The sequence below is a fragment of the Staphylococcus sp. Marseille-Q5304 genome (genome assembly GCF_943737015.1).
Taxonomy (GTDB): domain Bacteria; phylum Bacillota; class Bacilli; order Staphylococcales; family Staphylococcaceae; genus Staphylococcus; species Staphylococcus hsinchuensis.
Map to the genome: position 1 here is coordinate 1 of NZ_CALSFP010000005.1, position 14,525 is coordinate 14,525.

At 30.7% G+C, this 14,525-nt stretch carries 13 protein-coding genes and 2 pseudogenes; 5 read left to right on the plus strand and 10 right to left on the minus strand.

The window, feature by feature from the left end; translation table 11 throughout:
• Positions 1–422: 422 nt before the first annotated feature.
• Positions 423–725 (minus strand): annotated as a pseudogene (locus tag NGI30_RS11295) (protein rep); the annotation flags it as partial.
• A gap of 16 nt (positions 726–741) precedes the next feature.
• Positions 742–1,713 carry a replication initiator protein A gene (locus tag NGI30_RS11300; protein WP_002440813.1) on the minus strand — a complete coding sequence of 324 codons (972 nt, stop codon included), beginning with the start codon at positions 1,711–1,713 and terminating at the stop codon, positions 742–744.
• A 510-nt stretch (positions 1,714–2,223) separates the two neighbouring features.
• On the opposite strand from NGI30_RS11300, the gene NGI30_RS11305 reads away from it, so the two are divergent.
• The gene (locus NGI30_RS11305) at positions 2,224–2,910 is read left to right on the plus strand and encodes a DUF536 domain-containing protein (RefSeq protein ID WP_002440810.1); all 687 of its coding nucleotides are present in this window, start codon (positions 2,224–2,226) and stop codon (positions 2,908–2,910) included.
• Between the two features lie 114 nt (positions 2,911–3,024).
• Here NGI30_RS11305 and NGI30_RS11475 read toward each other — a convergent pair.
• From NGI30_RS11475 to NGI30_RS11315, 3 genes and pseudogenes are all read right to left on the minus strand, one after another.
• Positions 3,025–3,159 (minus strand): annotated as a pseudogene (locus NGI30_RS11475) (HAD hydrolase family protein); the annotation flags it as partial.
• 63 nt (positions 3,160–3,222) lie between these two features.
• Positions 3,223–3,783, minus strand: a complete 561-nt coding sequence (locus NGI30_RS11310; RefSeq protein WP_001077893.1) for a hypothetical protein — start codon at positions 3,781–3,783, stop codon at positions 3,223–3,225.
• A 204-nt stretch (positions 3,784–3,987) separates the two neighbouring features.
• On the minus strand, positions 3,988–5,532 hold the full coding sequence (locus NGI30_RS11315) for a quaternary ammonium compound efflux MFS transporter QacA (protein WP_000622776.1): 1,545 nt from the start codon (positions 5,530–5,532) through the stop codon (positions 3,988–3,990).
• A 177-nt stretch (positions 5,533–5,709) separates the two neighbouring features.
• On the opposite strand from NGI30_RS11315, the gene qacR reads away from it, so the two are divergent.
• Positions 5,710–6,276 carry a multidrug-binding transcriptional regulator QacR gene (qacR, locus tag NGI30_RS11320; RefSeq protein ID WP_001832666.1) on the plus strand — a complete coding sequence of 189 codons (567 nt, stop codon included), beginning with the start codon at positions 5,710–5,712 and terminating at the stop codon, positions 6,274–6,276.
• A 204-nt stretch (positions 6,277–6,480) separates the two neighbouring features.
• Here the strand turns inward: qacR and NGI30_RS11325 are convergent, their stop codons facing one another.
• Positions 6,481–7,089: a recombinase family protein gene (locus NGI30_RS11325; protein ID WP_000583537.1), complete on the minus strand. Its 609-nt coding sequence runs from the start codon at positions 7,087–7,089 to the stop codon at positions 6,481–6,483.
• Between the two features lie 640 nt (positions 7,090–7,729).
• On the opposite strand from NGI30_RS11325, the gene NGI30_RS11330 reads away from it, so the two are divergent.
• From NGI30_RS11330 to NGI30_RS11340, 3 genes are all read left to right on the plus strand, one after another.
• Complete coding sequence (locus NGI30_RS11330; protein WP_002449922.1) at positions 7,730–10,369, plus strand: MMPL family transporter; 2,640 nt, start codon at positions 7,730–7,732, stop codon at positions 10,367–10,369.
• Between the two features lie 23 nt (positions 10,370–10,392).
• Positions 10,393–11,337 (plus strand): glycine betaine ABC transporter substrate-binding protein, encoded by a 945-nt coding sequence (locus NGI30_RS11335; RefSeq protein WP_002454675.1) that lies wholly within the window; start codon positions 10,393–10,395, stop codon positions 11,335–11,337.
• A gap of 348 nt (positions 11,338–11,685) precedes the next feature.
• Positions 11,686–12,255 (plus strand): TetR/AcrR family transcriptional regulator, encoded by a 570-nt coding sequence (locus tag NGI30_RS11340; RefSeq protein ID WP_002497231.1) that lies wholly within the window; start codon positions 11,686–11,688, stop codon positions 12,253–12,255.
• 277 nt (positions 12,256–12,532) lie between these two features.
• Here the strand turns inward: NGI30_RS11340 and NGI30_RS11345 are convergent, their stop codons facing one another.
• The 4 genes from NGI30_RS11345 to NGI30_RS11360 form a co-directional block, all read right to left on the minus strand.
• Positions 12,533–12,634 (minus strand): type I toxin-antitoxin system Fst family toxin, encoded by a 102-nt coding sequence (locus NGI30_RS11345; RefSeq protein ID WP_002497230.1) that lies wholly within the window; start codon positions 12,632–12,634, stop codon positions 12,533–12,535.
• Positions 12,635–12,801: 167 nt separating this feature from the next.
• Positions 12,802–13,149 carry an ArsR/SmtB family transcription factor gene (locus NGI30_RS11350; protein WP_002449931.1) on the minus strand — a complete coding sequence of 116 codons (348 nt, stop codon included), beginning with the start codon at positions 13,147–13,149 and terminating at the stop codon, positions 12,802–12,804.
• Between the two features lie 18 nt (positions 13,150–13,167).
• Positions 13,168–13,785, minus strand: coding sequence for a CadD family cadmium resistance transporter (locus NGI30_RS11355; protein ID WP_251944105.1), 618 nt, complete (start codon positions 13,783–13,785; stop codon positions 13,168–13,170).
• Positions 13,786–14,021: 236 nt separating this feature from the next.
• On the minus strand, positions 14,022–14,165 hold the full coding sequence (locus tag NGI30_RS11360) for a hypothetical protein (RefSeq protein WP_002324169.1): 144 nt from the start codon (positions 14,163–14,165) through the stop codon (positions 14,022–14,024).
• Between the last annotated feature and the right edge of the window lie 360 nt (positions 14,166–14,525).

Consider the following 14,525-nt stretch of genomic DNA (forward strand, 5'->3'; position numbering starts at 1 on the left):
CAGATACAAAAATTAATACTGCACGAATTTGAATCGACGTTGTAGCGTAGATATAAAAATTAATACTACATCAAAATTTAACTAAGATTTAAGCTACTAGTTTTTTGCTAGTAGCTTTTTTATTTTTTAAAATTTTAAATACCTTTATTTTGAGTTTTAAGGGGGCATTTTAAAGATTTAGGGGTAAATCATATAGTTTTATGCCTAAAAACTTATATAAGCTCTTAAAACGCAAATATGAGCCAAATAAATATATGCTATTTCCAAAAGCAAAAATTTGAGCAAATCCAGTGTCGATTTTTTAAGACACTGCCCAGTTACATGCAAATTTAAAAATTGGCATAAAAACTGGTCAACCATGCCGGTTGAACGCTATAGTTCCCGCAGGGGCAAAAAGACATAAAAAAACGCTAGCTTTTAAGCTAACGTTTCAAATCTTTTAAGTAATAATTTTGTTTTTCAAAATTCCAAATTGCCGTAATTGAATGTGCTTTTTCTTCTTCGTCTGTTGTTTTATCTTCGTCACTTGTATTAATCAAATTACCATCTTCGGCATCGTCTAAATTTAAAATTTTATGTTTTTGTTTAAGCAAACCACCATAACTCAACATACGTTTTCGGTATAAACCTTTTTCTAAATCATTTACGATTTCTTGATTTTTTTCGTCATTATCAGTTAAAAAATCTGATGACTTAACCGAGTATTTTGAAGTCTCTTTGATTGCTATAAAATTATCTAAATTATTGGCTAAAGATATTATGTTGTTTCATGTTTTGACGACGCATATTAAGTGCGTGTATTTCTTCAAGTTCAGCTTTAATCGATTGCATTAAATATCCTTGCATAGCTTCAACGGTTTCATTCTTTTGTAGCAGCATCGCTTTAAAACGTTTTAAGACACTGACAATTTCAAACTCAACATCTTCTAAACGATAATAGGTATCATGGGCATTATTAAATGATTTCTTCCCTTTGAGTAAAACACTTTTAATAATACGAATTTCTCTAATTTCAAAATTACTTACGTAATCTTTGATTTGTTGTGGCAATTCTTCAAGCACTTGGAATTTTAAGGCATCATTATTAAATTCATTTTGTTGATGATTTGTATGATTCGAATGATTGTGGTTTGTTGAATTGTTATATGTATCATTCATATCATGCGTATCATTATTCTTAGTCTCTATATAGTCAGTATTACTTAAGTCAGTATCATTAGTGTATTCTTTTGATATGTCATGATGTATCAAATTAATATTTCTTGATGTATCATTATCATATTTCTGGACGTATGAATTTGATACGTCCGTGTTATTACGCTGTTCTATATCATTTTCTTGTTGTGAAATATAATATACATCAGCTTCTGTTACTTCCGGTTTTTTAATATATAATTTATTAGGTTTATTTAAACCTACTCTTATTTGATTGAATAAATCAGCTTGAGTTAATTCTTTTTTAATTTTAGATAACTTATTTGGACTACTAATATTTAAAATAGATTTAAGCTTTTCATTGGTATAAATAAAAAATATATCTCCATTTTTATCTACCCAATTATTTCTTATAGATAAATCTAAACGATCTCTTAATATTGACCATGTTATTTTTGCATCGTTAGACAAATTAACATATTTAGGATTCGTAAAAAACACTTTAGGTAATTGATAAAATTTTTCTTTTTGGATTTCTTTAATGTTAAAGTTGGACATACAAAAACCTCTTTCATATTTAAATTTCTAAAAGAGGTAATAAAAAGCTATAAGTAAGTTTATATGTATTCGACTTGCACTAATAATTCTTAGAATATATAATAAGAATATAACAAATATATAAACAAACCACTTGTTTTATTACCGAAGAAACCTGACTATTCCCGTAGTTGGGTTTCTTTTATATATATTTATAATAACACTTTTAAAAGCTTTGTTAAATTGTTTATATACATTTGGATGTATGCATTTTCAAAAAAGATAAAGCTTCGTATAATACCTTTATATGGTTATGTCATATAACAGCGTATAAACGCTTATATAGCAAGTATAAAGGGTGTATAACACCTATACATGTAGGGTTGAAAGTTTATACATATAATCCTATATAGTTATACGTATAACCGTATATAGCTATATGTATAATGAATTATATGCCCTTGTAATAACAAGTATAATAGCTATATAATGGTATAAATGTCATGTGTATAATTATATGGAGGCCATTATATGAAAAGTATGAAGGAAATTGCCGATGAATTAAACGTAACAAAAATGACTGTTTATAATAATGCTAAAAAAGCAAATGTAAAATTTCAAAAAATCGATAACGTAAATTACTTATCCGGTGAAGATGAAACTATAGTAGTAAACCGAATAAGAAAAAATCAAAATAAGAATGATGATTTTGAAGGTGAAAAAAAAGAAGAAGCTGAACCTAATAATGATAACCTGGTGAAAGATGAGACAATAAAACAATTATATAACCAAGTAGCTATATATAAAGAACAATCAAATAGAGATAAAGAGCAAATAAATACACTTAATAGACTTTTAGAGAATCAGCAAATATTGGCTTTAGAAAGTAATAAAAAAATTCAAAAACTAGAAAATCAATTAGAGGAAGAAAGACAGCTTAATTATTCCTTTGATACATCTTCTAATGATAGACAAAATGTTAAGGCGCAAGAAGCAAAGTTTACCGAAGAAACTAAAGATTTTAATCAGCAACCAGAAAAGGAACAGCCCATAGAGGTACAGCATAAAGATATACCTGAAGAGAAAGAGAATGAAAACCTCAATGAAGAACCATCCACAATAGACGATAAACAATTCGAAGAAATAGATAATGAATACGAAGATAAGGAAGAAAAATCACCTAAAAAAGGTTTCTGGAGTCGGTTGTTTGGTAATTAACACAATAAAAAGCGCTACAAGCTCATGAACTTGTAGTGCTTTTTTATGCTAGAACTTCTGATAATCATCAGTTATGTTAAACTCTAACAAAAACTAAATTATCAGAAGAATTATCTAGGGTATTAAACATAGGTAAATCAATTTTCTATCGCCAATAGTATAAACATCATCCATATTAATCTGAAGATAGCTACATAATTCTTTAACAGCATAGCCTTTATTTGTATAAGGCGCCATAAACTCTATTAAATATGGTTTGTTTTGAGGTTTCTATGTTTAATCATTTAATTTTTCATTATATAAATCGAATAATTATAAAAAGTCATCATACTTTTTATTTTTTAAAAATATTTGAAAATTTAATAGTAATCCAATTATAAGATCAAATATCATTATCATTATAATCAAGGCAACTATAATCACTGTGACACTCGTTACATAACAAGCTAGTAATCTCCAGATAAAATTGACATTTTCACCAATTCCATAACTTAACATATTACAAAGTAGTAAAAGAATAATAATACCTATACTGTAAATTAAAATTGTCAGTGTATATTTTTTAATAACTCTATTAGGAAACAATAGTTCATCTATTAGGTTCTTTTTCACCAGTATCTCTCGTTCAATTCTATCTTTGTCACAGATTTTGATTTTACTATTTTTTATTTTTTCCTCTAATAAAATAACCTCGAACGATCTGCTAATTTTTAATAAATATGCAGGAAAAGCTAATGTTAAGCATAATGTAATTAATTCATTTACATTGTTCATGTAACTTATAAAATAGATGAAAGTTGCTACTAGTGCTCCTAAAAATATAGTTATATTAAGTTCTACATCAAATATTTTAAAAATATCTGCTCTATTCATCAGTTAATCATCCTTTCAAGGTTTATTAATACTAATAAATTATTAGATATAGGTATATCATATTATTAATTTAAGAAATTGTCTTTTATAATTTTACTTAATAATAAAAAAGTAGAACCATTTAAAATTAATGGTTCTACTTTTTAACTATTACTAATTTTAAAAATAAACTAATCTACAATATCTAAAAATATATGTTTAGTACTATTTTTGTTTAGTTATATCAAGTGATTTGGGAATTAACAAATAGACAACTATTGAAATGATAATCATGATAATCCCACCTACTAAAGCAGTTGCTACAAAAGCATCATTAAATGATGTTACAGCCTCGTTTGCAAGCTGTTTTATCCCCGTAGCTTTAGCTACTTCGACAGCGCCCACTACAGATTCTTCAGCTACATGAGCTAAATCTCCAACTATACCTTTTGATGAAAAAGATGAAATATCTAAAAATACACGATAAAGCATAGAAGATAGGCTACCAAGTACTGCTACACCAAAAACATTTCCAAGGTCATACATAGACTCTTCAACAGCAGCTGCATTACCTGCTTTTGATGTAGGTGTTTCTAACATTATTAGAGCAGATGCAACTGCTAGTGAAGCCATACCAGCTCCAACTAAAATTAATGCTAAAGCCATTGTAGAATATGATAATGGATGACCAAAGAAATACATAATAAACATGCCAATGGCTGCAATTCCAATTCCGGAAGGTAACACTATTTTCGGTCCAAATCGCGCCGCTAATCCGGGTGCAATTGGTGCAAACACCATATCTCCTATTGCCATAGGTAATAGGTATAAGCCAGCTTTAAAAGGAGAAAGTTCTTCCACAACCTGTAACCATTGTGAAGCTAATAACAAAACAGATGCCATTGCAAACATTGTCATAAATGCAGCAATTGTACCAGCTGAAAATGATCTCTTTTTAAAAAGTCTTACGTCTAACATTGGATCAGAACTTGATAAATTACGTTTAACAAATATCACTATCATGGTAATTGCTAATACTATTACAACCCATGGAATAATATCTGCTAGTCCTTCTTTTGAAAATTCTTTGATACTCCATACCAGTCCAATCATGCCTGCAATTGATAAAATTGTAGAAGGAATATCCCACGAGTGAGACTTTTCTTTTGATAACTTAGACTCTGGTAATAAAAATAAACCTGCTACAACTGCTATTATCGCAAACGGTACATTAATTAAAAATGCCGAGTGCCATGAAAATTGCTCAAGTAAAGCTCCTCCGATAATTGGTCCAAAAACAGCACCTATCGATGAAGCGATTGACCATACAGCTAATGCAGTGGCCCTTTCTTTAGGGTTTTCAAAAATTACTCTTATCATTGAAAGAGTAGTTGGCATTATTAAAGCACCTGCAATACCAAGTAAAAATCGAATAGCTATTACGAACTCTGCACTTTCTGCGAAAAATATAGCTAATGAAACGAGGCCAAATAAAGCAAATCCAGTTAATAATGCTTTTTTTCTTCCCCATTTATCAGCAAAGGCACTCAATGGAATTATAAAGCCAGCTAAAACAAGAGAGTATATATCAACTATCCATAACTGTTGGGTACCAGAAGGCTCTAACTCTCTTACTAATTCCGGTAAAGCCATAATTAATATTGTCATATCCATTGTAACAACAAACAAACTAACAGCTAATACTACTAGTGCAGTCCATCTTTTTTTTGATGTCATCATATCAGTAGTTTTTGTAAAAAATGAAATCATTTAAGTTCCCTCCAATCCTTATAGACCGATCGCACGGTCTATAAGGATTGTAATCTATTTTTTTACATATTACAACAAAAAATCTTGCGAAATTTAAATGGCTGTATTGTGTTATACAATTATTCTTTGAATTTTTTGTGCTATCATTGATAGTACTTAATACTCATTAAAGGCGTGATGAACTTGAAAGATAAAATACTAGGTGTCGCAAAGGAATTATTTATAAAAAATGGATATAATGCCACTACTACTGGAGAAATTGTTAAATTATCAGAAAGTAGTAAAGGGAATCTTTATTATCACTTTAAAACAAAAGAAAATCTATTTTTAGAAATTTTAAATATAGAAGAATCTAAATGGCAAGAACAGTGGAAAAAGGAACAAATCAAATGTAAAACTAATAGAGAAAAATTTTATTTATATAATGAACTATCTTTAACAACCGAATACTATTATCCACTTCAAAACGCAATAATTGAATTTTGCACTGAATATTATAAAACTAATAGCATTAATGAAAAAATGAATAAATTAGAAAACAAATATATAGATGCTTATCATGTAATTTTTAAGGAGGGTAATTTAAATGGCGAATGGTGTATTAATGATGTTAATGCTGTTAGTAAAATAGCAGCAAACGCTGTTAATGGAATTGTTACCTTTACACATGAACAAAATATTAATGAAAGAATTAAACTTATGAACAAGTTCTCTCAAATTTTTTTAAATGGACTTAGTAAATAATTATATATATATTCTTGAAATACCAATAAATATTATTTCTAAATTACGTTCGTTTTTAAGACAAAATTTCAATAGTACTACACAAAAGGAGAGTGCGAATTCGCACTCTCTTTTCTTGTCTTATTATTAGAATCTCATAATAGATGAATAACATATAATTTAGGACGCTGTGAGAAGATCTCATTTGCATTAACAATCCATTTATCAAGATAATCCCTTACCATTTTTAATTCTATAAACTGTCTGTCTTGTGATATTAACCTCTTTCGCAATCTTACTAATTGCTTTGCCTTCTTCTAACATTTCAACAACACGATGGTAGATAATACGTTTTTGAGGATCTTTAGCATTAGGTGAATATAGTAAAGGGCGTCCTTTATACACACCTTTTTCTTTCGCAACTTGAATACCTTGTGCTTGTCTACGTTTACTTTCATTTCGTTCTTGTTCTGAAACCATTGCTAAGATTTGAACGATTAAATCTTTCATAAATTTATCTAATAGTGGATTACCAATCACTTCATTCATCATAGGTAAACTAGTAATCATCAATTGAACTTCTTTATCCTTTAAATAATTAACTGTGTTAATCACTTCATCATAATTACGACCTAAGCGATCAATCGATTCTACTACAAATCTATCGCCCATTCTCACAAAGTTAAGTGCTTCTTGAAATACGGGTCTATTTTCTACTGACTTTCCCGATTGTTTCTCTGTAAATATTTTCTCTACGCCAAATGTTTTCAAATTATCTAGCTGTCTCTCTAAATTCTGATCTACCGAAGATACTCTTGCATAACCTATAATCATTCATTTTCACTCCACAATTAATATACACCCTAATCATACGTTTAAGTTATTATAAATTCAATAACTCTCTTTGTATGATTAGGGTGTACCACAAGTAGACATATAGATAAATATTTTTTACTTTTTTGTGTCACTTTACTTGTTATATTAGAAATATTCACCTAATAAATGAGAAAAGGAGTACATTTAAAGAGTTTTGTTAGTATTAATTATTTTTCGTTTTTTAGTATAAATATTACATGATTTTTAACTTTGCAACAGAACCAAAAATTTATATTCCTGGCGTAATTTTTGTCTTAATAGACGCATTACTTCTCCTGTTTTATTTAATGAACTAACTACATCGTAAGTCTACGTACCAAATTATTTTCAGGTATACCATCATCACGAGGTTACCTGTTTTCTTATATATTCCCTTAATACACACTATTTTCACCAACATTTTTTCCAAAGTGTTGCATTTTCCAACGACTTAAAACTTTTAATGGTACCCGAACGTGGGTATAACTTGTTACATTATCAAATGTAACATTTTAAATATGCTTAATTTGAGGTATCGGTTTAATGTAATTGCTCACAAATCATCAACATACTACCCATACTTTAAGCGATATAAATTAATGAAATAGGGGGAAATGTCTTGGCAAAGCTATTATACAAACTAGGAAAATTTATAGCTAAGAACAAATGGCTAAGTGTTATAGGATGGCTTGTTATACTAGGTGTCATTATCACGCCATTAATGATAAACTCACCGAAGTTTGACAGTGACATCACTATGAACGGCCTTAAGTCATTAGACACAAACGATAAAATTAGTAAAGAATTTCATCAGGACAGTGAGAAAGCCTCGATGAAAATAGTCTTCCATTCTAATAAGAATGATGGACTCAATAATAAAGATACGAAGAAAGATATTGAAGATGCTTTAGACAATATCAGACAAAATGATGATTATATCCAAAATATCTCTAATCCATATGACAGTGGACAAGTTAACGATGAAGGCGATACCGCTATCGCTAACGTAAGTTATGTAGTTCCACAAACTGGATTAAAAGATTCTTCTAAACATATCATCGACAAAGAATTAAAAGATGTAACTGACAACCACAATGTGCAAATTGAAAAAGCTCAAGGTAGCTCTATGAATGCTGAAATTGGTGGTACATCAGAAATTGTCGGTATCGTCGTAGCATTCGTAATCTTACTTATTACCTTTGGTTCACTTATCGCAGCTGGTATGCCAATTATTAGTGCAATCATCGGTTTAGGTTCAAGTGTTGGTATCATCGCATTATTAACATATATCTTTGATATTCCAAACTTCACGCTTACACTAGCTGTAATGATAGGTTTAGCTGTTGGTATTGACTACTCACTCTTTATTCTATTTAGATTTAAAGAACTTAAGAAAAAAGGTGTCGATACTGTAGAAGCTATCGCAACAGCAGTGGGTACAGCAGGTAGTGCTGTAATATTCGCTGGTCTTACAGTTATGATTGCTGTTTGTGGTTTATCACTTGTAGGAATCGACTTCTTATCGGTTATGGGATTTGCTTCAGCGATTAGTGTGTTATTTGCAGTATTAGCAGCATTAACACTATTACCTGCCCTAATCAGTATCTTCCATAAAAGTATTAAAATTAAAGATAAACCATCTAAAAGTAAAGACCCTAAAGATCATCCTTGGGCAAAATTTATTGTTGGTAAGCCAGTTATCGCTGTTATTGTAAGTTTAATTATTTTAATTTTAGCTGCTATACCAGTCAGTGGCATGCGTTTAGGTATTCCAGATGATAGTTTAAAACCAACTGACTCATCAGAATACAAAGCTTATAAATTGATCTCAGATAATTTTGGCGAAGGTTATAACGGACAAATTGTCATGTTAGTAAATACAAAAGATGGTGGAAGTAAAAGCACTATCGAACGTGACTTAAATAATATGCGTAGTGATGTAGAAGACATTGATAATGTTGATACAGTTTCAAAAGCACAACTAACTGACAACAACAATTACGCATTATTCACAATCATTCCTGAAAAAGGACCGAACTCACAGTCAACAGAAAATCTAGTATATGATTTACGTGATTATCATAGCCAAGCGCAAGAAAAATATGACTATGACACTGAAATTTCAGGACAAAGTGTTATTAACATCGATATGTCAGAAAAACTAAACAACGCTATTCCAGTATTTGCAGGCGTTATCGTTGTATTAGCATTCGTCTTATTAATGATTGTGTTCCGTTCAATCTTAGTTCCATTAAAAGCAGTACTAGGCTTTATCCTTTCATTAATGGCTACATTAGGTTTCACAACATTAGTCATTCAACATGGCTTTATGGGTAGCTTATTTGGTATTGAAAACACAGGACCATTACTCGCATTCCTTCCAGTAGTCACAATTGGATTGTTATTCGGACTTGCCATCGACTACGAGCTCTTCTTAATGACACGTGTACATGAAGAATACAGTAAGACTGGCGACAATGATCATTCAATCCGTGTAGGTATCAAAGAAAGTGGACCTGTTATCGTAGCTGCTGCACTTATTATGTTCAGTGTATTCATCGCATTCGTCTTCCAAGATGACAGTGCAATTAAGTCAATGGGTATCGCATTAGGTTTCGGTGTGTTATTCGACGCATTCGTCGTACGTATGACATTAATTCCAGCATTGACGAAACTCTTTGGTAAAGCTTCATGGTACCTTCCTAAATGGTTAGGTGCAGTATTGCCAAACATTGACGTTGAAGGTAAAGCTTTAGAAGAAGATAATCATCACGACACATCTTCTGAAAAAGGTCATGTCAACGATAAAAATAATGAATACGCTAGACAAGACAAAGATAACTATGTTTATCAAAATGACAAACGTAACCACAATCGCAATTATAATGACGAAGATTATAACCGTTCTGTGCATTTAGATAATCATCATGACCAGCATCATCGCCAACATCATTATGATAATCAACGTGATGATATCGACTATGAATCACTTTATACTCAAGATGGCGACCATACTCATCATGATGAGCGTAATTATAATGATCGACACTATCAAGACAATTACGATAGAAACGATGATTATCATGATTCAAATTTCGATAAAACAACAAACTTATACAAAGAATTAACTGATAGCAATATTGATCAAGATGTATTATTCAAAGCATTAATGTTATACGCTCGTGAAAACAACAAAGGTGTTTACGATAGATATAACCGATCATCTCAACATCGTCATGATGACGAACTTAGAGACTAATATTAAAAAGGAGGAAACACGTTATGTTAAAACGACGTAGTTCGAAATTCTTAGGACTACTAGCCACACTAGCCTTAGCTATAGTGCTAAGTGCTTGTGGTAATAGTGGTAGCGGTAGTGGTTCATCAGACGATAGTCAAACATCACTTGGTAATAAAGAAATCGAAATACCTTATATCGCGAGTGATAATTCAACACCACGTTCACTAGTTATAGCAGAAGTATTGAAAAAAGCAGGTTATGATGTAACAACTACACCAGTAACAGCAAGTGGCCCGTTATATACTGCTGTATCAGAGAATTCTGATTCATTCCATGCATCAGGTATCTTCCCTACTACTGATAAAAGTTACTACGATAAGTTCAAAAGTAAATTAACAATTTATGATGATAAACATTTAATTGATAACGCAAAAGTAGGCTTAGCCGTACCTAAGTACGTGCAAGATGTCGACTCAATTAGTGACTTAAAAAACAGTGACTTCGGAAAATCTGTAGATTGGACAATTCAAGGCACAGACGCACGTAATGGCGTTATGCAAGAAACTAAAGATGAACTTGATAGTGACAACTTGGATAAATATAGCTTGAAAGAAAGTTCTGACCAAGACCAATTCAAGAAAATTCAATCTGCTTTTAAACAACAAGAACCTATCGTCTTCACATCAATGGAACCTAGTTGGTTCTCTAAAGAATTAGACGTTAAAATGTTGAAAGATCCTGACAACATTTATGGTAATAATAATCAACATATTGACTTAGTATTTAACAAAAACTTTAAAGAGGCACATCCAGCTGCATACACAATTGCAACACGTATGGCAGATGATTGGAGTAAATCTGACGAAGACAAATTAGCTAAAAAAATCTTTGTTGATAACAAAAATCCAGAACAAGTAGCTAAAGACTATGTGGATGATAATGATAATAAAGTAGATGAATGGTTAGAAGATATTGAGACTAACTAATTACAAAGTTAAGATAGACAAATAAAGAATATGCTCGTTTGGTGTAGCATATTTAAAACTCATAATGCAAATTTACAGTAGCAAACCAAGTTGAGAAGGCGCTTAAGACAAACTCTTCTCAATCGTAGCTATATTGCGAGGGAGTGAAACTAAACTCAGTTTCGCTCCTACTTTTTTATATCGCTCTTATAGTATTAAACGTTTCAAATAACTTATTTACTCTTTTTTTATAAACAAATTTAAACGTAGTATCAGTTGTTATGTTTGGAAAAATCAACTTTATTGTGATAAATTACTCTTATTACGTCAGGCTATCTGACTAGATTAAATAAATAGGAGAATCAGATAATGCCGTCAGCAAATCAAAAGCGTATGATTAAACATATTCATGAAACAGTGTTTATACTTTTACATGATTATCATTTTGATGAAATCACGGTTCAAAAAATATGTGATATTGCAGAAATCAACCGCAGTACGTTCTATAGATACTTCCAAGATAAATATGAATTACTCTACACTTTACCTGACTTTATTGCACAACAAATTATAGCTAAAGGTGACACATCAGCAGACATTACAACCTCTGAATCATTTGAAGACTTTATTTATTACATTTGTAATAATAAAAAGATTTTTAAGCATCTATTAGTTTCGTCTCGACAGGCAGATGTATTTAGAAGTTTAACGAATGTGGGTCGCGAAATGATGTTAAATAATTCAACTCGTAAGCGTGACCTCTTAGCGCAAAAGATTAGAGAAAGTAAACATCCTGAAATTGTAGCTGATTTTTACAGTAGTGGCGTAATAGAAGTACTACGACGTTGGGTAGAAAATGACTATAACTATACAGTTGAAGAAGTGTTTGTAACATTAAATAATGTGCTTGAAACGTCATTATATTATTATGATAAATAAAAGCAATCTCACATAAATTAAGAGTGAGATTGCTTTTTTGTCATTTGCGTTTTTTAACGTCTACTGTCTTGTAAACCATAAAAATACTATTAGCTATGATTAATAATGCTAGAATGACCATTGGCCAAATACCTATATTAATCATATTAAATATGGTTCTGTTGCATTCCTCTACTAACCAGTGTTATAATCTACTTAACAAAGTTATTAAGCATAATACACCAATCCCCTCACTATCGGAAGTAGTGAGGGGATTTTTAGGTGTGACTATAGTCGCCTATTTTTTCTTATCGTTGCGATTGCGTAGCCAATGCGCAAATAATGCGACGATACAACCACTCGCTGCTGTGGTCATGATGTGAACAAAGTTATCAAGCATAATTACACCTCCTCTCTACGTCTATATTGACGCCTGAGAGATAGGCGACTTTTATATTATATCATCTTTGAATATGTGATAATAGCTAACTTCCGATAAGTCATTTTATGTTATATCTTTGCTTATTTTTATAGTATCAAGACAAGAAGAAACTCGTTTCACTCGTTTCAAAAACCCTTCTGATTTTTAGAGAAAAACTCTCTTATTTCATCGTCTTTAATAAAATAATATGCCATCTTTCCATCTTTATAAAAATCAAGCACCTCATTTTTATATAAAAGTCTTAAATGATGTGAAGTTGAAGCAATACTCATTTTCAATATCAAAGAAATATCACAAACACACAACTCATCTTCTTTAATCAAAGATAATATAATTTTCAATTTCTTCTCATCACAAATCTTTTCTAAAATGTTAAGTAATTTCTTAGATTTATCATCTTCTAAAAAACTTAAGGCATTGTTAACTTTATCCTCATGTACACAGATCACATCACAAGCATTTTTATAGCTCATATAAAATCACACCCTAAATTAAAATATAAATCCTAAAATTGTTTGAATAGTGTCATTTTCTATAATGATAAATAAACCTAAAGCTATATAAATAACAGCCATAATCCAACGACCAAATTTCTCAACAATTTCTCCAACTCCTGGAATATTAGCTAATTTTTGTGCAGTAAATACCAAGAAGAAAATTAAAATTAAAAAGACAAACAAAGTAATTAATAAATTAGTAACACTTAATGTCACAAAATAGGGAACAAATACACCAATATTATCAGCGCCACAACTTGCTATGGTAATAATTGCAATCGTACCAACTAGTTTAGACAATCCTTTTTCATTCAATTCTTTTTTAGCTCTCTCTTCTCCGTCACAATCATCATAAATAGCTACTTTAATTCCTAAATAAATCGGTATTAACCCTAATAATCCTAATATCCATTTTTCAGGAACATAATTTAAGACAAAGGCAAAGAATAAACTTACGACAATCAATGCCACAGAACCTACATATTGACCAATATAAATATCTCGATATTCTTTCCTAGTCTTTGCTCTAGCAAAAAATATTAATAAAATTACTAATAAATCTACTGCTGTCGCAATATAAAGAATAGCAGCAGTTACAATAGTCTGAATCATAATTACACCTCATTCAAAAATATTTTTGAATGTATTATAACTTATGTTTTCAAATAATCATAGATGCTTTATTCCAATTGCTTTATTGACGTTGATCCTCGGAACCCTTAACAATCCCAAAACTTGTCGAATGGTCGGCTTAATAGCTCACGCTATGCCGACATTCGTCTCCAAGTTTAGTTAAGGGTTCTTCTCAACGCACAATAAATTTTCTCGGCATAAATGCGTCAACTCTTTTATTCTTCAGAAATACTTTTAGTTAATAAAGTTGCTCCACCAATTAACATTCCAATGCCCAAAATAAAGAAACCACTAAAGATAGCAAAAAGACTTCCTAAAGATAAGAAAATAGAAAATAAATTACGTTCTGTTTTTTTCAACTTCAAAACTCCTTTTTAGCAAACTTTATCACAATAGTTATCGCTTTACAGGTCTGATTTTCGTCGTTATAATCTAGTTAAATCCCGTAAGGGCGCACTTATGCGTTCTAAAAAGAACGCGTGCAAAAACCATAATCGACCTTCGTCGATTTTTTATCTTAGTTTTAAGTAATCGGTGTTGCAGCACAGATATAAAAATTAATACTGCATTATTAGTAATCGGCGTTGTGGCGCAGATACAAAAATTAATACTGCACGAATTTGAATCGACGTTGTAGCGTAGATATAAAAATTAATACTACATCAAAATTTAACTAAGATTTAAGCTACTAGTTTTTTGCTAGTAGCTTTTTTATTTTT